Origin of the sequence: Kitasatospora sp. NPDC001603, from assembly GCF_040298365.1 — a bacterium.
In the GTDB taxonomy this organism is placed as follows: Bacteria; Actinomycetota; Actinomycetes; order Streptomycetales; family Streptomycetaceae; genus Kitasatospora.
Map to the genome: position 1 here is coordinate 1 of NZ_JBEPAA010000021.1, position 24345 is coordinate 24345.

A 24345-nucleotide genomic window follows, 5' to 3' on the forward strand; every position below is an offset into this window, starting at 1 on the left:
CACATTTACCCCGCGGGCTTCTGGGGCGTCGTCTCACAACACCCCACCCCCCCCCCCCCCCCCCCCCCGGGGGCCCCCCCCCCCCCCCGCGCGGCCCCCCGCCGATCCACACTTATGCCCAACTTCGCGAATCAGTCCTCACCGAGGCGCACTTCGAAGGCATTCTGATCCCGTCGGTCCGACGACGAGGGGAGCGTGTTGTGGGAGTGCTGATCGGCTTCGAAGAGTTCGACGGCATGTTTGAGAGCTTTCAACACACCACCTTCCGGCTGGAGACCCGCCGCCGGTACCGCTCGGACGAGCAGACCGAGACCTACCGGCGTTTCGCCGCCGGACAGGCGCCCGGCTGGGACCTGGAGGACCCCTGGTGCCGTTCGCGCCGCGAACAGGTGGCCCTGGGCAAGCGTTTCGAGCTCGTGAGGATCATGGACAACCCGCCGACCTTCGGGCAGCGGTACCTCCTCGACAACGCCGAACGGAACGGCGCCGTCGGCGAGGACATCCGCTACCTCTGGCGCGCCGACGCCGACCGCCTGAGCCTTCCGAACGAGGACACGTGGCTGTTCGACTCCCGTGCGATCGCGCTGCTGCGGTTCGACGCCGATGACGACCTCATCGGCGTCGAACTGATCAATGACCCTGTTCAGGTCGCCCGCGCCTGCCAGGCGCGGGATTCCGCCTGGCGTTTCGCCACTCCACACCGCGAGTTCAGCGCCGGGGTACCGTACGGCGAGTGAGCACCGGATTTCAACCGGCTCGAAAGCCGGCAAGCTACCGGGAGATCTTTGCCCGTATGGCATCCGTGGCCCTCCTTTCGGAGGAAGGCCCAAGGGACTTCTCCGACCCGTTGTGAATGAGAGCAAACATGGATAGCTTCGCTTGGCAAGCGTTCAGCTATTCCGGCGCTAATGCCGACTGTGTCGAAGCCCGCGCAGTCGACGGACTGGTCGAACTCCGCGAGTCCGACGACGGCAACATCATCGTCCGCACCCCCTCAAGTTCGCCAAGTTCCTCCAGGGCGTCAAGGCCGGCGAGTTCGACCACCTCACCGCCCACGACCTGACCCCATCGGCGGCCCTCGGTCCAGCCCGGTCGTGCGGCCAAGGCGCGTCCCGACCGGCCACTCCCGGTGCGGAGTTCACGCCCGGACACCGAGAGCGAGCCGTGCCTGCTGATAGTCGGTGCTCACATGCCGGAAGGCACCTGAGCCCGGAACCGCGCGTAGCGCGTTGCGTGGTGCCAGGCGGCATCGCGAGCCTGGCAGGCTCGCAGGACCTCCAGCGGGTCGGTGACCAGCTCCATCCCCACGGTGCGCTCTCCTTCGAAGTGGAAGCGCGCAACCGTGCGGGAGTCGAAGAGCCAGAAATCCGACAGCCCTGCCAATCCCGCCGCCGCCGCGTCCGAGCGCCACATGTACCGGATGTCTTCGCCGGCCGCCACGTTGGTCCGGGCGCACGCCAACAGGTACCGCTGCCCCTCGGTCGGCGGATCATCCACCAGACGGACCCGCTCGAACCTCTTGCCCTTGCCCACCATGCGGCGCACGTTCTCGAACCAGGGGTGCCCGACCTCACCCGCCGTGTCACCGGTACGAAGGAACTCGTCGTAGGAGGGCATCTGCTTGTCGGAGAGGTAGCCGGTCCGCGTCTCCAGTCGCCACGCGGTGTGCTCGAATCCGTCGTTGATGAACTCGGTGATCTTCTGTTGAGGCACGAACTCCGGCACTGACGTGGCCTCCTTCGGTGCGAACCTCACGAGCGGCTCGCGGGGGACGACGACGAAGCCCTCATCGTCCCTCACGTACTTGAGTTGCGTCACGTCCTCGGGGTCCGTCTCGGCGTACCCCTGGACGACCGGCAGCCGTAGGGGGCGCCCGGCCCCGCGTTCAGCCCGCTATGAGCGCGTCCCACTGGTCGCGGGTCGGGCCGTCGTGTTCCGGCTCGAAGTCGGGGTGGGCGGCCAGCCAGGCGGTGACGTGGCGGTCCACCTCCTCGGTGGCGTAGGCCTCGTCCGGTCGCGCCACCAGGTGCCGCACCTTGGCGCGGGCCCGCATGACGACCGGGTCCTCGAAGGCGCAGGTGGCCACGGCCGCCGCCCGCCGCTCCGGGGGCGGCGCGCTCTCGGCGAGCCGCTGCTCGTTGGCGCGGTCGGACGCCACCTGCGCGTCGAACCACGGGCGGAGGGCCTCCACCGTCCACGCGTGGTAGCCGGTGGGGTCCGCGACGACCTCGTCGACGTGTCCGGCGAGGTACTGGGCGGCACGCAGGCCCAGGGACACCCCGTGGCCCGAGGTGGGGTTGGTGTGGATGAGGCTGTCCCCCGCGTTGACCAGACCCGTGACGACCGGTCCCTCCGCGTCGGCGAGCGCCGTCCAGCGGTTGTCCAGGCCGGCCATCGCCAGCACGGCCGACTGCGGCTCGGCGTCCAGGTCGAGCCAGGCGGCGCAGGCGGGGAAGCGGCGCGCCACGGCCTCGAACACCTCGGGGTCGGTGAGCGCGCCCCGGGTCGGATCCGCCGTGGAGAGCAGCAGGTTCACCGCGAAGGCGTCGTTGTCGGAGGGGAAGACCCCGGCCAGCGCGAACGACGCGGCCGAGCCGGTCTTCACCCCCCGCCCCGGGTCGCGCGGGCCGTCCGCCCGCAGGCGGTACCAGCGGCACAGGTAGGCGATCCCGGTGCGGTGGCTCTCGACCACCGGCGGCCGGCAGCCCGCCTCCACCAGCCAGTCGGGCACCGGCGAGCGCCGGCCGGCCGCGTCGACGACGAGGTCCGCCCCGAAGGTCTCCGCGCCGACCCGCACGCCGGTGACCCGGACGGGCCGCCCCTCCCCGACAGCGAGGCCGCTCACACGGCGCCCCCGCCGCACCTCCACGGCGGCCTCCCGCCGCACGGCCGCGGTCAGGGCGGCCTCCAGCACGATCCGGCGGGTGCGCAGGGTCACCAGGTCCTCGTCACCGTCCCGGTGCGGCGGGTGCTCGTCGAACCAGTCGAAATCGTGGAACTCCCGGGCCCCGCGCGCCAACAGGTCCTCGTAGACGTCGGGCGCCTCGGCCCGCAGCACGGTGCGCACCGGTGCGAGCAGCGAGTGCGGCTGGACGGCCTGCGGGACCCGCGGCCTGCCCCACCCGAAGAAGTCCTGCTCCAGGTCCGCGCCGGCCTCCCGCGCGTCCTGTTCGTACAAGGTGACCGTGTGACCCCGCCGACCCAGCATCAGCGCCGTCCCCAGCCCGCTGATGCCTCCACCGATCACTGCAACCCGCGCCACTGAGCTCCCCTTCGCGTCGTGTTGCGAAACGAGCCTACCGCTGGGCGATCTTGGACCGGGAGCCGGGAGCCGGTGGCCCCGTCACGGAAGGGGAGGGGGTCCGGAGCGACGGACCGGGCACGGCCCCGGCCGCCGGGTCAGTCGTCCTGGTCGTGCTCGTCGGAGCCGTTGAGGGCGGTGATCAGCGTGCTGAGGCGGGTGTTCCAGTTCTGGGCCGTCTGGGCGTCGATCGCGTGCTTCTTGGCGAGCTCCCGGACGGTCCGCTGGGCGTTCTTCAGCTCCTGTGCGGCGTCCTCCTCCTTGCCCTGGTTGAGGCGGGCGGCGGCGCCGTCGAGGGTGTGCAGCAGATCGAGCTGGCGGTCGCGCTCCTTGGTCATCTGGGTCTGCGCCACCGCCCCGCGAAGGGCGTTGAGCTGGACGGCCGGGGCCTGACCGCGCGGCGGGGTGGGGGCGGCGGTGGGCGTGGCCGACGGGGTCGGGAGCGCCGTCGGGGCGGTGGGCGCGGCCGTGGTCGGCGTGGGCGTCGCGGCGGCCGAGACCGACCGGGTCGGCTTGGGCGGCGGCGCGGCGGTGGGCGTGGCCGGGTCGTCGAAGGCGGTGATCGCGAGCATCGCGGCGCCCGCGACCCCCACCAGGCCCAGCGCGCCGAACAGCAGCGGCTTGCGGCGGCTCTCCCGGACGGGCCCCTCGTCGTCCGGCACGGGGGGCATCGTCGGCACCGGCGCCATCACCGAGGTCGCGGCGGGCGCGGGCCGGAACGGGACCGGCGGCAGCAGCTGGGTGGCCTGACCGGCCGCACCGGTGGCGAGCAGCTCGCTGGTCGGGTCCGAGAAGGCCAGCCCCGGAATCGTCGCCAGCAGCTCGGCGCGCGCGGCCGCGCCGGTGCCGGGCCGGTCGGCCGGGTCCTTGGCGAGCAGCCGCAGCACCGCCGCGTCCAGCGCCGCCGGCACCCCGGCCCGCCGCGCGGACGGCGCCAGCGGCTGCTCGGTGACGTGCTTGAACGCGATCGCCACCGGCGTCTCGGCGGTGAACGGCGGTGCGCCGGTGAGCATCTCGGTCAGCACGCAGCCGACCGCGTACAGGTCGGTGCGCCCGTCCAGCTCGGCGGCGGTGGCCTGCTCGGGCGACAGGTAGGCGGCCGTGCCGAGCACCATCGCCGCCTGGGTGAGGTTGCTGGACGACCCGGCCCGGGCGATGCCGAAGTCGACGACCTTCACCCCGCCGTCGTTGGTGATCATGATGTTGCCGGGCTTGATGTCCCGGTGCACGAGGCCTGCGCCGTGCGCGACCTCCAGCGCCTCGCACACCGCCGCCGCGATGCCGACCGCGCGTTCCACCGGGAGCCCGGGCTGCTGGGCGAGCAGGGTGGCCAGCGAGAGGCCGTGCACCAGCTCCATGACGATGTACGGCGAGCCCTGGTCCACGCCGGAGTCGAAGACCATGACGATCCGCGGGTGCACCAGCATCGCCGCGTGCTGCGCCTCGCGGCTGAACCGCTCGGCGAAGCGCGGGTCGTCGGCGAGGCCTCCGTTGAGGACCTTGACGGCCACCTGGCGGCCCAGCACGTGGTCCACGCCCCGCCAGACGGTGGCCATCCCGCCGACGCCGAGTATCTCGACGAGTTCGTAACGCCCGTTCAGCGCCCGTCCGATCACCTGGAACCGCTCCCCTCGCGTGCCCTGCCCGCGGCCACGGACCGCCTCGTGCACGAGTGCACGATAGCCGCCGACGCCGACCGCCCCCCGTGGTCCGCCGCCCCCAGGCCGGCCCGGTGCCCGTGGGCGCCCGGGGTCGCCGCCGCACCGGAGGCACCGGACAGACCGACCAGACCGGACGGACCGCCGGGAGAAGGCGGGCCGTCCGGGAAGGGTGGCGGCCGGGGAACCGGGCAGCGGTTCCCCGGCCGCCGGCTCGTGGGCCGTACCGGGTGCCGGTCGCGGTCGCGACGGGGCCCGGCGGGGCCTGGTGGGCCGGTGCGGCCTGCCCGATGCGGGTCGGGCGGGCCGACGCGGTTTCGGCCCTGACCGGGCCGGCGGCGCGTCCGGGGTGCGCCGTCCGGTCCGGCCGGGGCCGGCCGGGTGGACGGCGGGCACGGGGGGCCGACCGGCCACCCGGAGTCTTCGGGTGGTGAGGGTGGAGCGGTCCTGCGGTGGAGCGGGTGGTGCGATCCGGATGAGCGGCGGGCCCGGGGGGTGTTCGCCCGCCGCCCATCCGGAGTTCTGGGGTTTACCTCCGGGAGGAGGGGTCGGCGAGCGGGCCGGAGCGGTCGGGCTTCGGCACGACGCCCGGGAGCGTCGGCAGGGCGGTCGGCAGCGGGACCGCGCCCTTGCCGCCGGAGCCGCTCTTCCCGTCGTCGTCCTTCTTGCCGTCGTCCTTCTTCCCGTCGTCCTTCTTGGCGCCGCCATCGCCGTTGCCGCCGTTGCCGCTGCCGGTCGCCGGGCGGGTCGGCGACGTGGCGCCCTGCCCGTCGTCGTCCTTGTGCCGCAGGACGTCCCCGCAGTACTCCGCCACCTTGTCCGGACCGCCGGCCGCCGCGACCAGCGTGCCGAACTGGGGGTCCGCGACCAGCAAGCGCGGGCGCTCGCCCTTGCCGGCGCGGTCGGTGTAGCCCTGGCAGAGGGCCACCAGCGCGGCCCTGGTCTGCGGGCCCCTGGCGTCCGCGGACGCCGGGGGCGAGGACGGCGCGCCCGGGGACGGCGTCGCCGCCCCGGTGGACGGACCGGGGACGGACGACGCACCGCCCGCGGAGGCCGCGCCGGACGGCGCACCGGTGGGAGCGCCGGCGGTCCGGCGCGCGGACGGGTCGGCGTCCGGCGCGCCCTGGGCGGCCCCCGGGGCGGAGGTGGCGGTGAGGGGGGCCGGCAGCCCGCGCCGGAGCTCACCGGACCCACCGAGCGGGGACGGCAGATTGCCGGTGCCGGCCGCGACCGCCACCCCGCCGAGCGCGGTGGCGCCGAGCACGACGGCGACGGCCTTCGTGCTGAAGGCCCTGGCCAGCGCGGCGGTTGCCATCGATCGTCTCCGGACGGGTGCGGGTACGGCGGGTACGGCGGGGGCGGGCGCGAGACGGGCCTCCCGGAACGCGGCCAGGGCCGCCTCCTCCCCGGCGAGTTCGCCCGCCGTCGCCGGGGCGGCGGCAGCGGCCAGCACGCGGGCCACCTGCCCGGCCGGCCCGTCCTCGGGCAGGTGGGGCTCGGTGCGCCCGGGGCCGGCGTCCGCTCCGGTGAGGGAGGCGTCCCGCCCGGCCGACGGTCCGCCCACGGCACCGCCGAGCAGGTGCTCGGCCGTGTCCTGGTCGATCCGGCGGGATCGGTTGGTGCTCATCTCATGTCCTTCAGCGTCGCGGCCCGGCGTTCTGTCACACCCTGCGGAGGAATTTCTTTTCCGGCCGGTCCGACGTCCCTCGGCACGGCCTGCTGCGCCGGGATCCCCGACCCCGGTGCGAACGGCTGCTCCAGCAGCTTGCCGAGTCGGCGCAGCCCCCGGTGCGCCGCCATCCGGACGCTGCCGGACTTCTTGCCGAGCACCCGGGCGGCGCTCTCCGCGTCCAGCTCCATCACCACCCGCAGCAGGACGGCCTCGGCCTGGTCGCGCGGCAGCCGGGAGATCAGGGCCAGCGCGTCCGCCGTGCCGACGGCGGCCAGCGCCGACCCCGCCGTGTCGTCCCCGGCGGCCAGCTCGGCCAGGTACTCGAAGGGCAGGTCGGCGACCGGGCGACGACGGCGGGCGCGCAGGTGGTCCAGCGCGCGGTTGCGGGCGATGGTGGCGGCCCAGCCCCGGAAGCCGTCGCCGTCGCCGGAGAACCCGCCCAGGTCCCGGGCGATCTGCAGCCAGGCCTCGGAGGCGATGTCCTCGGCGTCCTGGACGTCCTCGGGCCGGCCGCCGACCAGCACCCGGAGGTAGCGGAGCAGTCCCGGCTGGACGCTCCGGAACAGCAGGCGGAACGCCTCCTCGTCACCGGCCTGGGCCGCCCGGACGGCCTCCGACAGGTCGACCGGTGCCGGGGCCGCACCCCCGGACGGAGGCGGTGGTGGGCCGGACGTCCGTGCCGCCGGACCGGACCGGCCGACGGGGTTGTCGGTGCCCGCTCCGGGGCGCTCTGCACTCTGCACCCGCCACATCATGCGCCATGTACGCCGCGCGCCCGACCCTCCGGGGGCTCCTGGACGCGGCCACGCGCTTCCATGGCCCCCGCTCGCGGGGCGGCCGCCCGCGCCCCCGGGCCCCCGGCGCGCCCGGAGCGGGGCGCCCGGAACCGCGCCGACCGAGGCCGGCCGGCGCGGCGCAGGCGCGGTCGGGATCCCGCCAGGTCGGTTGGAACGGAGCCGGACCGGGCGGAGCCGGTCGGAGCCCGGTAGGGCCGTACCGACCAAGGGCGCAGGGCGCCGGGGCCCGAAGGCCCGCCGGTCGCTGCCCTTCGCCCGCGGACCGACCGGGGCCCGCCCGCGAGCGTGGGAGGTGGGCACGGCGGTCCCGGACCGACCCCGCCGCGACCGCCTGCCCCTGTCACGCCCCGGCCGGATCCGTGCCGGCCGGGGCGGGCCCGCCTGCGCCCACACCCCCGCGCCGCGCGCCGTGCCCCGCCCGGAACGCGCCGCGCCCCGACCCGACCCGCGCGCCGCCTACGGCATCGAGATCTGGCGGGCCCGGATCGGCGAGGTGCTGCCGGTCGGCGAGGACCTCTGGTGGGAGGTGCGGCCGGGACCGCGCCGGCGGGTCGCGCTGGACGACTCGATCGCCGCCGTCGACCACTACGGCCTGCCCGAGCTGCGGCGCCGGGCCGAGCGGGACCGCGACGGCACCGGCGAGACCTATCTGGACACCGCCGGGCCGAAGCAGGTCAACGCCGTCCTGCCGGCCGTCTCGGTGGCGCGGATCCGGCGCGCCGAGCTGGTCGACAAGGAGCTCGTCCTGACCGGCGCGTGGACCGGGGCGGACGCGGTCGCGCGGACCGGGGCGGCCGCGGTGGCGCGGACCGTCCTCCAGGGCGTCGCCCGCGGGTTCCTCATCCGTCGGGGACGAGCGCTTCCGCGCGGTGCGCTGCGTGGACAGGCTCGGCCGACCGCTCTGGCGCATCGACCCGACCACCGGCTGAACGCGCAGGTCAACGGCGCTGTCATGGTGCGCGTCGTGACAACTGTCATGCGGATCCCGCAACGGACGACACTGCTCTGACGCAGGGTCGGCTCGGGAGACTGGAGGCACGACGCGGGCACCGGCCCGCAGGCCGAGCACCAGCCAGGGGAGAGCCCACCATGAGCCAGACCGCCACCACCACCGCCACCACCGCCGGGACCGCCGGGACCGCCGGGACCGCCGCCGCCAAGGCTCCGAACCCGCTGGTCGCCACGCTCCGCCCGCTCGCGCTGGACGTCGTGACCCCGCTGGCCGGCTACTACCTGCTGCACTCCGCGTTCGGGATGAGCCAGTTCGCCGCCCTCGCCTGGAGCGGCGCCGTCCCGGCCGTCCGGACGGTCGTCGGACTGGTCCGCGAGCGGAAGGTCAACCTGTGGGCCTCGATGATGCTCGGCGTGAACGTGATCGGTCTGGCGCTCACCACCGTGACCGGCGACGCGCGGCTGATGCTCGCCAAGGACGGCGCGCTCAGCGGCTCCCTCGCGCTGGCGATCCTGGTCTCCGTCTTCCTCGGCCGGCCGATGATGTCGCCGATGCTGATGCCCTTCCTGACCAAGGGCGACCGGGCCCGCTCCGCCGCCTGGCAGCGGCTGGCCGACGGCCGGGCGGCCCGCTCGCGCTCCTTCCGCCGCTACGAGCGGCTCTTCTCCGGCATCTGGGGCACCGCCCTGCTGACCGAGTGCGTGGCCCGGGTGGTCGGCGCCTTCACCCTGCCGGTCTCGACCATGGCCTGGCTGTCCACCGCTTTCCTGATCGGCGCGATCGCGGCCGGCTCGGTGCTCGGCCACCGTGCCGCCGACCCGATGGAGAAGCTGGTCCGCACCGAGGCCGCCGAGCCGACCGGCCTCTGAACCACCAACCGCCGCTCACCGCAGGCACGTTGACCCACCTGATTCACCGCACCCGCACCACCCGCCCGACCCGCTCCACCCCGCCCGCCCCCGACGGCCCGCCGCACAGCAGAGGAACCATCGGGGCGGCTCCGGAGTCCATATAACGAGGGGGTAACGGACCCCCGGCGAGGAAACGGGGATCCTGATGAGCCGGACGCACGCGCTGACCACCACCGAGGACCGCACGCTCGACTGGGACGGCTGCCTCAACGTCCGCGACCTCGGCGGCCTGCGCACCGGCGACGGCACCCGCACCGCCCACCGCGCGATCGTCCGGGCCGACAACCTCGACCGCCTCACCGCCGAGGGCTGGGACACCCTGCTCGACCACGGCATACGCACCGTCGTCGACCTGCGCAACATCGAGGAGTACCGCCCGCTCCTCCCGCTCCCCGAGGACGTCCAGCTGGTCCGCGTCCCACTGGACGAACTCGCCGGCCCCGCCTGGTGGGAGCGGTACGGCCGACTGGACGGCACCCCGCTCGCCCTCCGCCCCTACCTCGACCACTGCCCGCGCGCCGCCGCCGAACTGGTCGCCACCGTGGCGGGCGCCCGGCCCGGCGGGCTGGTCGTGCACTGCGGCGCCGGTCGTGACCGCACCGGCCTCGCCGCCCTGCTGCTGCTCGCCCTCGCGGGCGTCGAGCCGTCCGAGATCGTCGCCGACTACCTGCTCAGCGCGGCCAACGTCCGCCCGCTGTACGGCATGCTCGGCCTGCCGGACCAGTACCGCCGGATCGACACGGTGCTCGCCGAGGCCGGCACCACCGCCGAGGCCGCCCTCCACGCCACCCTGGACGGCTTCGACCCGGCCCGCTACCTGCTCGCCGCCGGCGTCGACCCGGCGGACCTCGCCGCCGTCCGCTCCCGCCTGCTCGACTCCCGCCCCGACCGCACGAGCTGACGCTCCGCCCGCTACGTCCGCTCCGCTACCAGAGCCGGTCGATCTCACCCGGGTGGAGGGCGATCCGGCTGCCCGGGAAGTCCGCCCGGTGCCGGCGGGCGCGCTCCGTGAAGAAGCCCGCCATGGTCACCTTGTCGAAGCCCTCCCGGTCGCTGGGGAAAGGCAGTTCGGGCGTCCCGCCGACCAGCACCGCGCCCGGCAGCAACTCCCAGCCGGCCCCTTCGTAGAAGTGCCGGAGCACCCGGTCGCAGGTGAAGAGCCCGAGGTCCGCGCCGCCCTCCTCGACGAGGGCGCGGGCGGCCGCGACCAGCCGGCGCCCGTACCCGCGGCCGCGCTCCACCCGGTCGGTGACCACGGCGCTCAGCCCGCACGCCGCGTACGTCCGCCCGGCGTGCTCCAGCCGCTTGGAGAGCACGTCCAGCGCGGCGACCACCCGGCCGCCGTCCAGCAGCAGCATCGACACCGGGCGCAGCGCCGGGTCGTGCACCGGAGCGGTGGACGGCGCCGGCGGCCCTGGCCAGGCCTGCTCCTGCAACCCGGCCACCTGGAGCTTGAGTTCGTCCGGCACGGCGGTCTCCGGAAGCGTGACTATGCGCATGCCCCTCCCAGGGTCGTCGCCGCCGCCCGGTCTGGCAGACTCCGGGCGTGATCCTCCGAACCGCGACCCGCCAGGACCTGCCCGCCGTCATCGCGCTGCTCACCGACGAGGACGGGGTGACCGACCCCGCCACCGTGCAGGTCGACGAAGCCTACGCCCGCGCGTTCGCCGCGGTGGACACGGACGCCCGCAACGAGTTGCTGGTGCTCGACGAGGGCGACGGGACGGTGCTCGGCTGCCTCCAGCTCACCTACATCCCCGGTCTCGGGCGCCGCGGCGAGGAGCGCGCCCTGATCGAGGCCGTCCGGGTGCGCGCGGACCGCCGGGGCGGCGGCCTCGGGCGGGACCTGCTGACCCGGGCCGTCGAGCGGGCGCGCGGGCGCGGCTGCACGCTGGTCCAGCTCACCAGCCACAAGCGCCGCACCGAGGCGCACCGCTTCTACGCCTCGCTCGGCTTCGCGCGCAGCCACGACGGGTTCAAGCTGTCCCTCTGAACGCGCGGGGCGGGCGCGGTCGCTCGGGGCGGGCGCGGTCGCTCGGGGCGGGCGCGGTCGCCGCGGACTTGCCCCGGACGCGCGGGCCGGGTGCGGTAAATCGTTCGCGCTCGTTCGCGACCGCCGGACATACTCGCGCCATGGTGCACTTCTCAGACTTCGACACCCGCAACTACCCGACCGTGGACGTCCGTACGGGCTACGCCCAGTGGGTGGAGACGTACGAGAGAACGGTCGAGGACGCCATGGACCTCGCGGTGCTGGAGCGGCTCGCGACCCCCGACTGGGCGGAGGTGACCCGCGCGGCCGACCTCGGCTGCGGCACCGGCCGCACCGGCGCCTGGCTGCGCGGGAAGGCCGCCGACGGCCTGGTCCTGGACGGCGTGGACCTCACCCCCGAGATGCTGGCGGTCGCCAAGGGCAAGGCCGTCCACGACACCCTGACCGAGGCCGACGTCGCCGCCACCGGACTGCCCGGCGGCGGCTACGACCTGGTGATCTCCTCGCTGATCGACGAGCACCTGGCCGACCTCGGCCCGCTCTACCGGGAGGCCTTCCGGCTGGCCCGCCCGGGCGGGCGCTGCGTCCTGGTCGGTCTGCACCCGTACTTCATCATGGCGGCCGGCATGCCGACCCACTTCACGAGCGCCGCCGGTGCCGACGTCGCCATCACCACCCACGTCCACCTGGTCTCCGACCACCTGAGCGCCGGACTGGCGGCCGGCTGGCGGCTGGCCGAGATGGCCGAGGCGGTGGTCGACGACGCGTGGATCGCCCTGAAGCCCAAGTGGGAGAAGTACCGCAGCCACCCGGTCTCGGCCGCGTACGTCTGGGAGAAGACCGGCTGAGCGGGGCCGGTCGGGGCCAACTCGCTCAATCGTCAACCGATGGTTGACGACCTCCGGGTCGACAACCTACGGTTGACGCATGGAGAATCCCGTTGTTCCCAAGACCACACCGATGCGCCTCGACGACCTGATCGACGCGATCAAGAAGGTCCACTCCGACGCGCTGGACCAGCTCTCCGACGCGGTCATCGCCGCCGACGCCCTCGGTGAGCTGGCCGACCACCTCATCGGCCACTTCGTCGACCAGGCCCGCCGCTCCGGCGCGTCCTGGACCGACATCGGCCGCAGCATGGGCGTCAGCAAGCAGGCCGCCCAGAAGCGGTTCGTCCCCAAGGACCCGGGCGCGCCCTCGGACCTCGACCCGAGCCAGGGCTTCAGCCGCTTCACCCCCCGGGCCCGGCACGTCGTGATGGCCTCCCAGGAGGAGGCCCGGACGGCGGGCAACGCCGAGATCGGCACCGTGCACCTGCTGCTCGGCCTGCTGGTCGAGCCGGAGGGCCTGGCGGTCAAGGCGCTGGCCGCCCAGGGCGTCACCCCGGCAGCCGTCCGGGAGGCGTCCACCGCCGCCCTGCCGGCCGCCGTCGAGGAGGTGCCCGGGCTCATCCCCTACGACACCGAGGGCAAGAAGGTGCTGGAGCTGACCTTCCGGGAGGCGCTCAAGCTGGGCCACAACTACGTCGGCACGGAGCACATCCTGCTGGCGCTGCTGGAGCAGGCCGACGGCACCGGACCGCTGGCCGACCTCGGCGTGGACAAGGCCGAGGTCGAGAACTTCACCTCGGAGGCCGTCACGGCCCTCATCGCGGCGACCACCGGCTCGCCGGAGTGACCCGCCCGTCGGGGGCTCCGGCCCGCCGGGGCCCCCGACCGCTCAGAAGCCGGAGATGTGCGTGGAGATGATCCGCACCCGCCCGTCGGCGGCCGCCTCCATCGCCGCCCGAAGGCGCAACGAACGGGCCGGACCGAGGAGTTCGAGCGCCTCCTGATCGGTCGCCCAGCGGTGGTCGTCCAGTTCGCCGGCCGGGACGGTCACGGGGGTGCCGTCCGGGACGGTGCCGAAGTCGAACAGGAAGTGCTCGGCCGGGTGGTCGAGTTCGTCCGAGGGGTGGGTCCAGGAGATGACGAGCAGCTCGCCGGCCGGGCGGACCAGCCCGGTCTCCTCGGTCAGCTCCCGCTCGGCGCACGCGACCGGACCCTCGCCGCGGTCGATCGTGCCGCCCGGGAACTGCCAGTGCTCCCGGTACCCGGCCTTCACGATCAGGATCCGGCCGGACTCGTCCCGCAGCACGCAGCCGGCTGCCGCGTAGATCCGCGGCAGCGACGCCAGCCACTCTTCGCGGGACTTCAAGGGCTCAGCCGACACAGAGGGCCTCCTACGGCGCGGGGATCACTGCGCCCCACTCTGCCACCACTGCCGCTCCCCGCGCCCGGCCGGTCAGGACCCGTCCAGGAGGTACTCGACCAGGCGGTCGAAGCTGGAGTTGAGGCCGGCCCGCGCCTCCGGACCGCAGTAGAAGTCCGGCGCGTCGGTCTGGTGCAGGACGGCCTCGGTCCGGCCGTCACCGAGGTCCTTGAGGGTGAGGCTGGAGCGCAGCCCGACGCCCTCCTCCTGGAAGGCCAGCAGCTCTCCGGGCCGGATGTCGGTGATCTCGCCCCGCAGCGGGTAGCGGTCCCCGGTCGCGTCGATGACCATGGTGCTGTCGTAGCGTCCGCCGACCTTCGGCTCGATGGTCACGGTGTCCAGCGGGACGTGGGTGCCGACCGGGCCCCAGAAGCGGACGAACCGCTCCGGCTCGGTGTACGCCCGGAAGACGACCGCCGGGGTGGCGGGCAGCTCGCGGGTGATGGTCAGCTCGCCGAGGTTCTCGCTCATGGTGTGTCCTCCGTGGTCGTGGTCGTGGTGCGGTGCGGGGCTTCCGCGGTGCGGGGCTTCCGCGGTGCGGGTTTTCCGCGGTGCGTCGCTTTCACAGGGGTAGACCGGGGCCGGCCGCGGAACTCATCGCTCCACCGGAGACTTTCCGAACTTCTCCGAGAGACTCCGCCGCCGCCTGCTCCAGGAACCTCGCCGCAGGCCGATGAGCCGGGACCGCCCGCACGGTCTGCCCTGCATGGACACTCGCCCGAACAGCCCTCACCACACCCACCGCGAACCCCCCACCCGCCCGACGCTGACCTGCGACGTCGGCGCCGTCACCACCCCCGACCTGGCGGTGGTCGACGCCCTCGCCCGGCTCCGGCTCGCCGCCGGGCGCCACGGTGTGCGGGTGGTACTGCTGAACGCGAGCGGCCCCCTGCGGGAGCTGCTCGCGTTCAGCGGCCTGGCCGGCGCCCTGCCGGTCGCCGGGGTGCTACCCCTCCAGCCGGGGCGGGAGACCGAAGAGCGGGAAGAGCGTGTCGGTGTCCAGGAAGTTGGTGAGACCGGTGATCCGGCCCGCTGACACCTCCAGCACGATCAGCGCCCACGGCTCGTGCCCGCCCGCCGGGGTCGGCCGGTACTGGCCGAACGCCGGACTGCCGTTGGCCTCCACCGGAACGAGCCGCGAACCCCGGCACCCGTGGCCGGGGCCCAGCATCCACTCGCGGATGTCGGCGTGCCCGGTCAGCCACAGCTCGTACGGCGGCATGTTGAGCGTGACGTCCTCGTGCAGCAGCGCGGCCAGCCCGTCCATGTCGTACGCCTCGAAGGCGCTGACGTAGCGGGCCAGCAGCGCGCGGTGGTCGTCGTCCAGGGCGGGCGCCGGACGGGCGGCCGAGGCGTCCGCCGCGAGCACCGCCCGGGCCCGCTGGAGCGCGCTGTTGACCGAGGCGACGGTGACCCCGAGCAGCTCGGCGACCTCGGCCGCCTTCCAGCCCAGCACCTCCCGCAGGATCAGCACCGCCCGCTGCCGGGGCGCGAGCCGCTGCAGCACCGACACGAACGCCAGCCGCACGGAGTCGCGCTGGGCGGCCACCTCGGCCGGGTCCCCCGTCTCGGGCAGGATCCGGCCGTCCGGCGCCGGCCCGATCCACGTCACCTCGGGCAGTTGCGCCTCGGTGGCGGTGGCCACGGTGGACGGCCCGGTGAGGTCCATCGGACGGGCCCGGCCGTTGCGGCCGTTCAGCGCGTCCAGGCAGACATTGGTGGCGATCCGGTACAGCCAGGAGCGCAGCGCGGACCGGCCCTCGAAGCCCCGGTGGCCGCGCCAGGCGCGGACCATCGTCTCCTGCACCGCGTCCTCGGCCTCGAAGACCGAGCCGAGCATGCGGTAGCAGTAGCCGGTCAGCTCCCTCCGGTACCGCTCCAGCTGGAGCTCGACCGGCTCGACCGGCTCGTCCGTCATCAGGTCGGCCATCGCGCGCCCCCGTGTCCTCGCCTCGCCAGAGATCACGGTGAACGTACCGCAGGGGACCGACAACCCGGGCCGCCCCCTTCCGGTCACCCCGCCTTCGGGTACTCCTGGGCCGAGTCGAAGGAGGTGGTCACGATCTGCCAGACCTTCGGGAACTCCGCACCGGACAGACCGGTGGGGTTGATCGAGTAGACCACCTTGCGGCCGAGGTCCTTGGTGGCGAACACCCCGCTGGTGTACCCGGGCCGGGAGCCGGTCTTGCCCCAGACCTGGACGCCGTTGGGCAGGGTGGCGCTCATCAGGCCCTTGCTGAAGCAGGCGTGACCGGCGGTCGGACCGATCTCGCAGTTCTTGTTCCGGTGGTTGGGCACGTCCGGCACGTCGAACAGCTCGGCCTGCTGGGTGGGCGGCAGCAGCCGGCCGCGCAGCAGCGCCGTCATGAAGCGGTCCAGGTCGGCGGCCGAGGAGACCATGCCGCCCTCCGCCCACGGCCAGGGGCTCTGCTCGGTCACGTCCACCCGCTGCCGGACGCCGTCCGGGCCGGTGACGTCCACCCACGCGGGAGCGTGCGGGGCGGGCAGCGCGAGGTCGTCGCGGTCCGGGACGACGGTGTCGCGCAGGCCCAGCGGCCGGGCGATCCTGGTCTGCACCTCGCGGGCGAAGGTCCGGCCGGTGACCTTCTCGACCAGCATCCCGGCGATGAAGGTGTTGATGCCGTTGTACTGCTGCGCGGTGCCCGGCGCGAAGCCCATCGGCTGCGCGACGGCGTCCGCGACCACCTGGGCGGGCGTCCAGGAGTCGGCCCTGTGCGCGGCGAACCAGCTCTCCGTGCCGTCCCCAGAGGTCAGACCGCCGCCGCCCGGCAGCCCGCTGGTGTGGTCGAGCAACTGGCCCACGGTGACCGGCGGGTAGGAGGCCGGCAGCAGCCCCGGCAGGTAGTGCTGGACGGTGCCGTCCAGGTCGATCCGCCGCTCGGCGGCGAGCTGGAGCACCACGGTGGCGGTGAAGACCTTGGAGATGCTGCCGATCCGGAAGCGGGCGTCCGCCGACACCCCGGCCCCCGCCGTGCCGGACCACTGGCCGCCCCGGCCGCCGACCCGGACCAGCGCGCCGGTGACGCCCCCGGTCGGCAGGTCGGCGAGCGTCCGCGCCAGTGCCGCGCCGTCCGGCGGCCCGGCCAGACGGACGGCGGCGGCCGAACTCGCGCTGTCCGTCGGACGGTCGGCCGCCAGGGCGGGCGTCGCGATGCCCGCGACGGCGGCCACCAGCAGCGCGCCGGAGACGGCGAGGGTGTTCCAACGGCGGTCGCGTACGGGGGTCTTCATCGGCTTGCGCTCCAAGTGCGGCTCGTCCGGCGGGTGACGCTCTCCCAGCGGGTGGCGGTCCACCCGGGAACGAGTCTTCGGGAGCGCGGCGCACCGGCCATCCGGGACGGGCCCCCAGCTGCCCCTGAGGCGACCCCGAGACGGTTCGGGGACGCTCCCGGGCACACGTCAGGGGGCGGGCGCCGCATTCGGCGCCCGCCCCCTGACGAAAGGCGTCCCGCTCAGTGCGCGGAGTGCTTCTCCGCCCCGCGGTGGCGGTGGCCCTTGAGTTCGGCGTGCATCGCGGGGGCGGAGTGCATGGCCGTCGTCCCGACGTCCCGGCCGCCGTGCCGGAAGGCCCCGTCGGAGCCGGACCCGGCGGCGGACGGGGTACGGGTGCCTAGCCTCGGGGGGAGCGGCTTCGGGGTCATCGCCATGCCCCGGCGCTCCAGCAGCTCGTGGGTGCCCCGGCGGAGCTTGTCGGTGCCGCTCGGCGTTCGCTTGGTCATCATCGACCTCCCTTCGGCGGTCACCGGCCCACGAGGGGCGTCGACCGGGAGGGCCGCACGGGCGTTATGTCCGGGATTGGGGAGGATTACACCTCCGGGCGGCCGGCGACGTCCGCGCGAGCCGGTGCCGGCGGGGCGGTTGAGCGGCGGGACGGTTGAGCGGCGGGGCGGCGCCGGTACGGGCGGGACGGTGCCGGTACGGACGGGGCGGAGCGGTGGGGCTCAGCCCATGACCTCGTGGACGAAGCACCAGCGCCAGTCCTCCCCCGGCTCGTACGAGCGGATCACCGGATGGGAGCTGTTGTGGAAGTGCGCGGTGGCGTGCTTCCCCGGGGAGAAGTCGCAGCAGCCGATGTGCCCGCAGTCCAGGCAGAGCCGCAGGTGCACCCAGTCCCGGTGGCCCGCGGCCAGGCAGTCGGCGCAGCCGTCGGGCGGCGGCAGGGGCGCGATGTCCTGGGGTGCCGCGGCGAGGTCTTCGCAGGAGCTCATGCACGCAGAGTAGTGACGGCAGCCCCGGGCGGGCGCCCAAGACACGCCCGAGCCGGGCCGCACCCGGCCGTCTCCCGCCCGGCCGTCTGCCGCCCGGCCGTGCGGCGGCCACGCCGTGTGACGCTGGCCCGCGTCACACGGCGGGCTCACTCCGCGGGGACCTGCGCCCCCGGGGCCGTCCAGCTCGCCAGCATCGCGAGCTTCTGCGCGGTCGGCGAGCCCGGCGGGGCGGTGTAGGCGACCAGCAGCTGGTCGGGCGAGCCGTTCACGCTCAAGGTCTCGTAGCCGAAGTCGAGTTCGCCGACCAGCGGATGGTGGATCAGTTTGACGCCGTGGGTCTTCTGCTTCACCAGGTGGTCCGCCCAGAGCCGACGGAACTCCTCGCTGCGCACGGAGAGTTCGCCCACCAGTGCGGCCAGCTTGGCGTCCTCGGGGTGCCGGCCGGCGTCCAGCCGCAGATAGGCGACCGTCTCGGCCGCCACCGCGTCCCACTGCGGGTAGAACTCCCGCGCCGCCGGATCGAGGAAGGCGTACCGGGCGGCGTTGCGCCGGTCCGGCGGGGTGGCCGAGTAGCCCTGCACCGCGTCACCGAGGGCGTTCCAGGCGAGCACGTCCATCCGGCGGCCGAGGACGAAGGCCGGCACCCCGGCCATCAGGTCCAGCAGCAGCCGGGTGCCCTCGCGGACCACCCGCCCGCCGCCGGCCGTCGTGGCCGGGCGGGCCAGAGCGCGCAGGTGCGCGGCCTCCACCTCGTCCAGCCGCAACACCCGGGCCACTGCGGCCAGTACCGCGTCGGAGGCGCTGCCGCCCCGGCCCTGCTCCAGCCGGACGTAGTAGTCGACGCTGACCCCGGCGAGCTGCGCGACCTCCTCGCGGCGCAGGCCCTGCACCCGGCGGCGGCCGTGCGAGGGCAGGCCCACCTCCTCGGGCTGGATCCGGGCCCGGCGCGAGCGGAGGAAGTCCCCGACGGTGTTCTCCATGCCCGCAGCGTAGCCGCGGCCGCGCGCCGCGAGGGTGGTACGGCCTTACCCAGGAAAGGCGGTACCAGGAACCGTGGTCCCGGGAAAGGCTGTCCCCGGGCTGCGCTTTCCCAGGACATCGGTGGCCCTGGATGGCCCGCCCGGGCCCGCGCAGAGTGGTCCCGTCAGCCCGACCGCAAGGACCACGAAGGCAGGACCTCATGAGCTACGCCGCCCTGGCCACCCGTACCGCCGTCGTCACCGGAGCCGCCAGCGGCATCGGTGAGGCCACCGCCCGCCTGCTCGCCGGGGGCGGCGCCCGGGTCGCCCTGCTGGCCCGCCGCACGGAGCGGCTGGACGCGCTCGCCGCCGAGATCGCCTCGGCCGGCGGCCAGGCGCTCGCCGTCACCACCGACCTCACCGACCAGGCCTCGGTGGACGCCGCCGTCAAGGCCGTCCACGACGCCTACGGCGCGGTCGACCTGGTCGTCAACAACGCGGGCGTGATGCTGCCCAACCCCGTCGCCGACGGCCGGCTCGACGAGTGGACCCGCATGATCGACACCAACCTCACCGGTGTGCTGCGGATCCTGCGCGCCTTCACCGCGGACCTCACCGCGGCCGCCGGCGAGGGCCGCACCGCCGACCTCGTCAACGTCTCCTCCATCGCCTCGCACGTCGTCTTCCCCGACTACGCCGTGTACGGGGCCACCAAGGCCGCCGTCACCCAGCTCTCCGCCGCGCTCCGCACCGAGCTGGGCCCGCGCGACGTCCGGGTCAGCACCGTCGAGCCCGGGCTGACCGACACCGAGCTGGCCGGGCACATCGACAACCCGGCGCTGCGCGAGCAGCTGGGCGGGATGTTCGCCGCGATCCCGGCGATGACCTCCGAGGACATCGCCGACCTGATCGCCTACACCGTCACCCGCCCCCGGCACGTCAACCTCCGCCACCTGGTCGCCCTGCCGACCCGGCAGGCCTGAGCCGTCGGCGGCCCCGCCCGGGTTCCCCCACCGGGCGGCGGGCCGTCGTGGGAGCATGCCAACCGTGGCGATCGTGGCGGGGAGTACGAACAGCGACACCGGCGGTGCCCGGGCGGGCGGCCCGCCCGGGCCGACCGGTACGCCGGGGCCGGACCGTGCTCCGGGGCGGGCCGGGGTCACCGAGCCCGCCGTCCCCGGACCGACCGCTCTCCCCGAGCAGGCCACCGCGCCCGGCCCGGCCGACGCCCCCCGCCACGCCGGCACCCCCGAACGCCCCGGCGCACCCGGGCAGGCCACCGCGCCCGGCCCGGCCGGTCCCGCGTTCCCGCCGGACATACCGGCGGCCCGGCCCGGCACGCCCGGCCCCGCCGCCGCCGGCCGGGTCCGCCAGCCGGTGGCGCTGATCCGGTTGCTCGTCGGCCTCGCCACGATCGCGCTGACCCTGCTGCTCGCCGACTACGCCCGCGCCACCACCAGCGGCATCGCCGCCGACGTCGCCCAGGCCGCCCGGCTGGTGCCCCGCCCGCTGGCCGCGCTGGCGGGCGGGCTCTCCACCGCCGCCCTGCTGCTGGTACCGGTCTGGTCGGCGGTCCGCCGGCTGCTCTCGGCGGTGCCCGACCGCCGGCGCATCCTCCAGCACCTCTCGGACGGACTGCTGGCCGCCGTCCTCGCCTACGGCGCCTGCGTCGCCATGGACCTCGGGCTCGACGAGCTCGCCCCCGCCTCGCTGGTCGCCGCCCTCACCCAGCCGCTGCCCGGCGCCGGCCTCGCCCACACCGAACCGGTCTACGGCTACCTCGCCCCCGTCTTCGCCTTCATGACCGCCTCGGCCGCCCGCGAGCACCGGGTCCCCCGGATCGTCCTGTCGGTCTCCGCCCTCGCCGGACTGGCCGCCGGGTACGCCACGCCGACCGCCCTGCTGCTCGGCCTGCTGCTCGGCTGGACGGCCGCGCACGGCACCCTCTACGCCGTCGGCACCCCCGACCCCCGGCCCCGGCCCGCCCAGCTCCTGCAGAGCCTGCGCGAGGCGGGCCTGCGCCCCGTCGCCGCCCACCCCGCCGGGCCGGACCGCTACCTGGTCCGCCAGGAGGCCGGCCGCCCCGACCTCGACGTCCAGCTGCTCGACCGGCAGGCCGTCACCGCCGCCCTGGTCCAGCGCGCCTGGCGCCGGCTGCGGCTGCGCACCGCCCCGCACCCCCGCGCGCTGCGCTCGCTGCGCACCGGGCTGGAGCACGAGGCACTGGTCTCCTACGCCGCCGTCGCCGCCGGCGTCCGCACCCGCCGGATCGCCGCCACCGCCGGGCTCGGCCGGGACAGCGCCCTGGTCGCGTACGAGTACCTGCCCGGCCGCACCCTGGACCAGCTCGCCACCGACGAGCTGACCGACCCGCTGCTCGCCGACGCCTGGTCCCAGCTCGCCCTGCTCCAGCGGCGGGAGATCTCGCACCGGGCCCTCGTCCCCTCCTCGCTCCTGGTCGACCGGGCCGGCGCGGTGCACCTGGTGGACCTCGCGGACGGCGACATCGCGGCGAGCGAGCTGGTGCTGCGCTGCGACATCGCCCAGCTGCTCACCACGCTCGCCCTGCGGGTCGGTGCCGAGCGGTCGGTGCGCAGCGCGGTGGCGGTGCTCGGGCCGGACGCCGTCGGCGCGGCCCTGCCGCTGCTGCAGCCGATCGCCCTGGCCCGCACCACCCGGGCCGCGCTCAAGCAGACCGCCCGGGCGCACTGCGCCGCCCTCGCCCCGGCGGCCCCCGGCGCTCCCAGCGCTCCCAGCGCTCCCGGGGCTCCCGGGGCTCCCGGGGCTCCCGCCGCCGGCCGGGCGGCCGCGCCCGCGCCGCCCGGCGAGCTGCTGGACGCGATCCGCGCCGAAGTCCTGCGGACCCAGCCGCAGGCACCCGTCCGGGCGGTGAAGGTGGAGCGCCTGCGGCCCCGGACGCTGCTGGCCGTGGGCGGCGGCGTGGTCGCCGGCTGGCTGCTGCTGCCGCAGCTCTTCGCCTCCGAGCAGAACCCGATCGCCGCGCTGGGCGACGCCGACCCGCTCTGGCTGGCCCTCGCCGTGCTGACCGCGACCGCCAGCCACTTCACCGCCGCGATGGGCTTCGTCGGCTTCGTCCCCGAGCGGCTGGACTTCCGCAACGCCGTGCTCGCCCAGCTGGCCGGCTCCTTCGTCAAGCTGGTCTCGCCGGGCGGCGTCGGCGGGGTCGCCCTGAACACCCGCTTCCTCCAGCGGGCCGGCATCCCGACCGCCCAGGCGCTGTCCAGCGTCGGCGTCGGCCAGCTCTTCGGCCTGGTGCTGCACCTGCTCCAGCTCGGTGCCTTCGTCTACCTGCTGGACCTGGAGCCCGGCGGCTCCGAGCTGGACGCGCTGCCGGCCGTGGTGAGCGGCCTGGCCGGCGCGGCGGTGCTGCTGGCCGGGGTCTCCGCCGTACCGCCGGCCCGCCGCTGGCTGGCCGCCCGGCTGCGGCCGCTGACCTCCGAGGTGCTGCCCCGGCTGCTGGAGCTGCTGCGCAGCCCGGGCCGGCTGGCCGTCGGCGTGACCGGGCAGCTGCTGGTCTCGCTCTGTCTGGTCGCCTGCCTGTACTGCTGCGTCCGGGCGGTCGGCCGGGAGCCGGCCTTCGCCTCGGTCGCGGTGGTCTTCCTGATCGGCAACGCGGTCGGCAACGCGGCGCCGACCCCGGGCGGGGCCGGCGCCGTGGACAGCGCGCTGGTGACGCTGCTGGAGCACACCGCCTCGATGGAGGAGGGCGGCGCGCTGGCGGCCGTCGCGCTCTACCGCCTGCTCACCCTGGTGCTGCCGGTGCTGCCGGGCTGGGCGGCCTTCGCCTGGCTGCAACGGCGCGGGGCGCTGTAGCCGCCGTAGCGGCGGGGAGCGCCGTAAGCGCCGTGGCGGCGGAGCGCTGTGGCGGCGGGGCAGTGGCGCCGGCAGGAGCGCGGTGCGGGCAGTGGCGCGGTGCCGCTACTCCCGGTACTCGTCCTCGTCGAGCTCGACGACCCGGCTCTGCTCGGCGACGTCCGCGACCTCGGTGGCCGGATCGGCGCCGAGCGCCCGCCGCTCGGCCAGCTCGTCGTACTCGTCGCCCTCGTCCGCCTCGTCGTCCGGCTCGACCGCCTCGGCGACCTCGTCCAGGTAGTCCTCGTGATTCTGCGGCATGGCGTCCGTCCTTGCTGCTCGGAGGCTCCCACGGGGCCCGTTGGGGTACTGGAAGTATCCGCCGAGGGCCGCCCGGACGCGATGCGCCACCGGGCCTTCGGCGTGTTGTCCGGTCCCGGTCCGCGGCCTGCGGACCGGCCTCCCGCCTGCCCGGCCACCGGCGCGCAAAACGGGTGCCCGGCCGCCGGGGGTACGATCAGTGCCGTACCAGCAGGGCTTACCCTCACCCACCCGGTGGCCCCGAAGCCCTTACGAACGACGGGGAAATCATGTCCGGCTCGCACTACTTCACCGGTGCACCCGAGGTCGCCAGCGAGCGCCGTCCGATCACGGTCAGCCTGCCGGACGTCACCCTGGAACTGACCACCGACGCCGGTGTGTTCTCCCGCAGCCGGCTCGACCCGGGCACCCGGATCCTGCTGGAGCACGCGCCGCCGCCCCGGGTCCGCGGCCCGATCCTGGACGTCGGCTGCGGCTACGGCCCGATCGCGCTGACCTGGGCGACCAGGCGCAAGCGGCTGCCGGTCTGGGCGGTGGACGTGAACACCCGCGCGCTGGAGCTGGTCCGGCTCAACGCGGAGGCGCTCGGCCTGGGCAACGTGCAGGCCGCGCTGCCGGAGGACGTCCCCGAGGACCAGCGGTTCGCGGCGATCTACTCCAACCCGCCGATCCGGGTCGGCAAGGGCGAACTGCGCCGGCTGCTGCACCAGTGGCTCGGCCGGCTCACCCCGGACGGCTCGGCGTTCCTGGTGGTCCAGAAGCACCTGGGCTCGGACTCGCTGCAGAAGTGGCTGAACGACCAGGGCTACCCGACCACCCGCGTGACGTCGGTCAACGGGTTCCGAATTCTGGAAGCGCGGCCCCGCCCGGAGGGCGAGGGCCCCGAGAGTGGACGAGGTACGACGTCGTGAAGCAGCTCCGCGGGACCGAACTGAAGCGCTTGCACCGCCAGTGGCGGCGCAGCAACGAGTTCCGGCTCGCGCTGATCCTGGAGAACCTCCAGTCGCCGTTCAACGTCGGCTCGGTCGTCCGGACCGGTGCCGCGATGGGCGCGGAGAAGCTGTACCTCACCGGCGACACCCCGTCGGTCCGCTCCTCCGGCGCCCAGAAGGCCGCGATGGGCACCGACAAGTACCTCAAGGTGGAGCACTTCCCCACCGTCGCCGAGGCCGTCGCCGCCGCCAAGGCGGACGGCTTCAAGGTGGTCGGCCTGGAGCTGGCGGACGAGGCGGTGCCGATGTTCGCCGCCGAGCTGACCCCGGCCGTGGCCTTCGTGCTGGGCCACGAGGACCGCGGCATCACCCCCGACGCGCTCGCGCTCTGCGACCAGGTGGTGTTCGTCCCGCAGCTCGGCCGCGTCGGCTCGCTCAACGTCTCCGCCGCCGCCACGGTGGCCTGCTACGAGGCGCGCCGCCAGGGGTACGCGCTCAGCGGCACCCCGGACGGCAGCGACCCGGGCGGCCCGGACCTCGACGACGAGTGACCCCGG

At 75.1% G+C, this 24345-nt stretch carries 26 protein-coding genes and 1 pseudogene; 13 read left to right on the forward strand and 14 right to left on the reverse strand.

Annotation, left to right across the window (positions count from 1 at the left end; genetic code table 11):
* Positions 1-200 precede the first annotated feature (200 nt).
* Both ABT263_RS15715 and ABT263_RS15720 read left to right on the forward strand, forming a co-directional pair.
* Positions 201-737 (forward strand): DUF6879 family protein, encoded by a 537-nt coding sequence (locus ABT263_RS15715; protein ID WP_352291002.1) that lies wholly within the window; start codon positions 201-203, stop codon positions 735-737.
* A gap of 128 nt (positions 738-865) precedes the next feature.
* Entirely contained in the window at positions 866-1063 is a 198-nt protein-coding gene (locus ABT263_RS15720) for a DUF397 domain-containing protein (RefSeq protein ID WP_352291003.1), read from the forward strand.
* A gap of 122 nt (positions 1064-1185) precedes the next feature.
* On the opposite strand, the gene ABT263_RS15725 is transcribed toward ABT263_RS15720, so the two are convergent.
* The 5 genes from ABT263_RS15725 to ABT263_RS15745 form a co-directional block, all read right to left on the reverse strand.
* Positions 1186-1818, reverse strand: a complete 633-nt coding sequence (locus ABT263_RS15725; RefSeq protein ID WP_352291004.1) for a DUF6879 family protein — start codon at positions 1816-1818, stop codon at positions 1186-1188.
* Between the two features lie 67 nt (positions 1819-1885).
* Positions 1886-3262, reverse strand: a complete 1377-nt coding sequence (locus ABT263_RS15730) for an FAD-dependent oxidoreductase (protein WP_352291005.1) — start codon at positions 3260-3262, stop codon at positions 1886-1888.
* A gap of 137 nt (positions 3263-3399) precedes the next feature.
* Positions 3400-4971 (reverse strand): protein kinase domain-containing protein, encoded by a 1572-nt coding sequence (locus ABT263_RS15735; RefSeq protein ID WP_352291006.1) that lies wholly within the window; start codon positions 4969-4971, stop codon positions 3400-3402.
* A 517-nt stretch (positions 4972-5488) separates the two neighbouring features.
* Positions 5489-6586, reverse strand: coding sequence for a hypothetical protein (locus ABT263_RS15740; protein ID WP_352291007.1), 1098 nt, complete (start codon positions 6584-6586; stop codon positions 5489-5491).
* Complete coding sequence (locus tag ABT263_RS15745) at positions 6583-7383, reverse strand: RNA polymerase sigma factor (RefSeq protein ID WP_352291074.1); 801 nt, start codon at positions 7381-7383, stop codon at positions 6583-6585. The genes ABT263_RS15740 and ABT263_RS15745 overlap by 4 nt, the downstream gene beginning before the upstream one ends.
* A 454-nt stretch (positions 7384-7837) precedes the next feature.
* Here ABT263_RS15745 and ABT263_RS15750 point away from each other — a divergent pair, with 454 nt between their 5' ends.
* The 3 genes from ABT263_RS15750 to ABT263_RS15760 all read left to right on the forward strand — a co-directional run bounded on the left by ABT263_RS15750 (position 7838) and on the right by ABT263_RS15760 (position 10192).
* Positions 7838-8437: a hypothetical protein gene (locus ABT263_RS15750; RefSeq protein ID WP_352291008.1), complete on the forward strand. Its 600-nt coding sequence runs from the start codon at positions 7838-7840 to the stop codon at positions 8435-8437.
* Positions 8438-8517: 80 nt separating this feature from the next.
* Positions 8518-9249, forward strand: coding sequence for a VC0807 family protein (locus ABT263_RS15755; RefSeq protein WP_352291009.1), 732 nt, complete (start codon positions 8518-8520; stop codon positions 9247-9249).
* A gap of 187 nt (positions 9250-9436) precedes the next feature.
* The gene (locus tag ABT263_RS15760; protein WP_352291010.1) at positions 9437-10192 is read left to right on the forward strand and encodes a tyrosine-protein phosphatase; all 756 of its coding nucleotides are present in this window, start codon (positions 9437-9439) and stop codon (positions 10190-10192) included.
* A 25-nt stretch (positions 10193-10217) separates the two neighbouring features.
* Here ABT263_RS15760 and ABT263_RS15765 read toward each other — a convergent pair whose 3' ends face one another.
* Positions 10218-10790, reverse strand: a complete 573-nt coding sequence (locus tag ABT263_RS15765) for a GNAT family N-acetyltransferase (RefSeq protein ID WP_329488461.1) — start codon at positions 10788-10790, stop codon at positions 10218-10220.
* 47 nt (positions 10791-10837) lie between these two features.
* On the opposite strand from ABT263_RS15765, the gene ABT263_RS15770 reads away from it, so the two are divergent.
* The 3 genes from ABT263_RS15770 (at position 10838) to ABT263_RS15780 (ending at position 12961) form a co-directional block, all read left to right on the forward strand.
* Positions 10838-11284: a GNAT family N-acetyltransferase gene (locus ABT263_RS15770; protein ID WP_352291011.1), complete on the forward strand. Its 447-nt coding sequence runs from the start codon at positions 10838-10840 to the stop codon at positions 11282-11284.
* 140 nt (positions 11285-11424) lie between these two features.
* Complete coding sequence (locus tag ABT263_RS15775; protein WP_352291012.1) at positions 11425-12132, forward strand: class I SAM-dependent DNA methyltransferase; 708 nt, start codon at positions 11425-11427, stop codon at positions 12130-12132.
* Between the two features lie 79 nt (positions 12133-12211).
* Positions 12212-12961, forward strand: a complete 750-nt coding sequence (locus ABT263_RS15780) for a Clp protease N-terminal domain-containing protein (RefSeq protein ID WP_329488464.1) — start codon at positions 12212-12214, stop codon at positions 12959-12961.
* 42 nt (positions 12962-13003) lie between these two features.
* Here ABT263_RS15780 and ABT263_RS15785 read toward each other — a convergent pair whose 3' ends face one another.
* Together ABT263_RS15785 and ABT263_RS15790 are read right to left on the reverse strand one after the other, a co-directional pair.
* On the reverse strand, positions 13004-13480 hold the full coding sequence (locus ABT263_RS15785; protein WP_352291013.1) for an NUDIX domain-containing protein: 477 nt from the start codon (positions 13478-13480) through the stop codon (positions 13004-13006).
* Positions 13481-13567: 87 nt separating this feature from the next.
* Positions 13568-14005, reverse strand: a complete 438-nt coding sequence (locus ABT263_RS15790) for an SRPBCC family protein (RefSeq protein ID WP_352291014.1) — start codon at positions 14003-14005, stop codon at positions 13568-13570.
* 157 nt (positions 14006-14162) lie between these two features.
* Here ABT263_RS15790 and ABT263_RS15795 point away from each other — a divergent pair.
* Positions 14163-14570, forward strand: a pseudogene (locus ABT263_RS15795) (STAS domain-containing protein); the annotation flags it as partial.
* Here the strand turns inward: ABT263_RS15795 and ABT263_RS15800 are convergent.
* From ABT263_RS15800 to ABT263_RS15820, 5 genes are all read right to left on the reverse strand, one after another.
* Positions 14481-15464 (reverse strand): sigma-70 family RNA polymerase sigma factor, encoded by a 984-nt coding sequence (locus ABT263_RS15800; protein ID WP_352291015.1) that lies wholly within the window; start codon positions 15462-15464, stop codon positions 14481-14483. The pseudogene ABT263_RS15795 and the gene ABT263_RS15800 sit on opposite strands and share 90 nt — an antisense overlap.
* 83 nt (positions 15465-15547) lie before the next feature.
* Positions 15548-16786 (reverse strand): serine hydrolase domain-containing protein, encoded by a 1239-nt coding sequence (locus tag ABT263_RS15805; protein WP_352291016.1) that lies wholly within the window; start codon positions 16784-16786, stop codon positions 15548-15550.
* Positions 16787-17007: 221 nt separating this feature from the next.
* Positions 17008-17274: a hypothetical protein gene (locus tag ABT263_RS15810; RefSeq protein WP_352291017.1), complete on the reverse strand. Its 267-nt coding sequence runs from the start codon at positions 17272-17274 to the stop codon at positions 17008-17010.
* A gap of 222 nt (positions 17275-17496) precedes the next feature.
* Entirely contained in the window at positions 17497-17763 is a 267-nt protein-coding gene (locus tag ABT263_RS15815) for a UBP-type zinc finger domain-containing protein (protein ID WP_352291018.1), read from the reverse strand.
* A 146-nt stretch (positions 17764-17909) separates the two neighbouring features.
* Positions 17910-18743, reverse strand: coding sequence for a helix-turn-helix transcriptional regulator (locus tag ABT263_RS15820; protein ID WP_352291019.1), 834 nt, complete (start codon positions 18741-18743; stop codon positions 17910-17912).
* A 200-nt stretch (positions 18744-18943) separates the two neighbouring features.
* Here ABT263_RS15820 and ABT263_RS15825 point away from each other — a divergent pair, with 200 nt between their 5' ends.
* Both ABT263_RS15825 and ABT263_RS15830 read left to right on the forward strand, forming a co-directional pair.
* Positions 18944-19705 (forward strand): SDR family oxidoreductase, encoded by a 762-nt coding sequence (locus ABT263_RS15825; protein ID WP_352291020.1) that lies wholly within the window; start codon positions 18944-18946, stop codon positions 19703-19705.
* A gap of 73 nt (positions 19706-19778) precedes the next feature.
* Positions 19779-22556, forward strand: coding sequence for a lysylphosphatidylglycerol synthase domain-containing protein (locus tag ABT263_RS15830; protein ID WP_352291021.1), 2778 nt, complete (start codon positions 19779-19781; stop codon positions 22554-22556).
* Positions 22557-22661: 105 nt separating this feature from the next.
* Here the strand turns inward: ABT263_RS15830 and ABT263_RS15835 are convergent, their stop codons facing one another.
* Positions 22662-22856, reverse strand: coding sequence for a hypothetical protein (locus ABT263_RS15835; protein WP_329488477.1), 195 nt, complete (start codon positions 22854-22856; stop codon positions 22662-22664).
* A gap of 269 nt (positions 22857-23125) precedes the next feature.
* Between ABT263_RS15835 and ABT263_RS15840 the strand changes: the two genes are divergently transcribed.
* Positions 23126-23767 carry a class I SAM-dependent methyltransferase gene (locus ABT263_RS15840; protein ID WP_329488478.1) on the forward strand — a complete coding sequence of 214 codons (642 nt, stop codon included), beginning with the start codon at positions 23126-23128 and terminating at the stop codon, positions 23765-23767.
* Positions 23764-24339: a TrmH family RNA methyltransferase gene (locus ABT263_RS15845; RefSeq protein ID WP_352291022.1), complete on the forward strand. Its 576-nt coding sequence runs from the start codon at positions 23764-23766 to the stop codon at positions 24337-24339. Before ABT263_RS15840 ends, ABT263_RS15845 begins: the two co-directional genes overlap by 4 nt.
* The last annotated feature ends 6 nt before the right edge of the window (positions 24340-24345 follow it).

Coding starts and splice junctions, on each gene's coding strand:
- ABT263_RS15720 (WP_352291003.1), top strand. CDS start 866: ATGGATAGCTTCGCTTGGCAAGCGTTCAGCTATTCCGGCGCTAATGCC.
- ABT263_RS15740 (WP_352291007.1), bottom strand. CDS start 6,586: ATGAGCACCAACCGATCCCGCCGGATCGACCAGGACACGGCCGAGCAC.
- ABT263_RS15745 (WP_352291074.1), bottom strand. CDS start 7,383: ATGTGGCGGGTGCAGAGTGCAGAGCGCCCCGGAGCGGGCACCGACAAC.
- ABT263_RS15755 (WP_352291009.1), top strand. CDS start 8,518: ATGAGCCAGACCGCCACCACCACCGCCACCACCGCCGGGACCGCCGGG.
- ABT263_RS15760 (WP_352291010.1), top strand. CDS start 9,437: ATGAGCCGGACGCACGCGCTGACCACCACCGAGGACCGCACGCTCGAC.
- ABT263_RS15765 (WP_329488461.1), bottom strand. CDS start 10,790: ATGCGCATAGTCACGCTTCCGGAGACCGCCGTGCCGGACGAACTCAAG.
- ABT263_RS15775 (WP_352291012.1), top strand. CDS start 11,425: ATGGTGCACTTCTCAGACTTCGACACCCGCAACTACCCGACCGTGGAC.
- ABT263_RS15780 (WP_329488464.1), top strand. CDS start 12,212: ATGGAGAATCCCGTTGTTCCCAAGACCACACCGATGCGCCTCGACGAC.
- ABT263_RS15790 (WP_352291014.1), bottom strand. CDS start 14,005: ATGAGCGAGAACCTCGGCGAGCTGACCATCACCCGCGAGCTGCCCGCC.
- ABT263_RS15800 (WP_352291015.1), bottom strand. CDS start 15,464: ATGGCCGACCTGATGACGGACGAGCCGGTCGAGCCGGTCGAGCTCCAG.
- ABT263_RS15805 (WP_352291016.1), bottom strand. CDS start 16,786: ATGAAGACCCCCGTACGCGACCGCCGTTGGAACACCCTCGCCGTCTCC.
- ABT263_RS15810 (WP_352291017.1), bottom strand. CDS start 17,274: ATGACCAAGCGAACGCCGAGCGGCACCGACAAGCTCCGCCGGGGCACC.
- ABT263_RS15815 (WP_352291018.1), bottom strand. CDS start 17,763: ATGAGCTCCTGCGAAGACCTCGCCGCGGCACCCCAGGACATCGCGCCC.
- ABT263_RS15820 (WP_352291019.1), bottom strand. CDS start 18,743: ATGGAGAACACCGTCGGGGACTTCCTCCGCTCGCGCCGGGCCCGGATC.
- ABT263_RS15825 (WP_352291020.1), top strand. CDS start 18,944: ATGAGCTACGCCGCCCTGGCCACCCGTACCGCCGTCGTCACCGGAGCC.
- ABT263_RS15835 (WP_329488477.1), bottom strand. CDS start 22,856: ATGCCGCAGAATCACGAGGACTACCTGGACGAGGTCGCCGAGGCGGTC.
- ABT263_RS15840 (WP_329488478.1), top strand. CDS start 23,126: ATGTCCGGCTCGCACTACTTCACCGGTGCACCCGAGGTCGCCAGCGAG.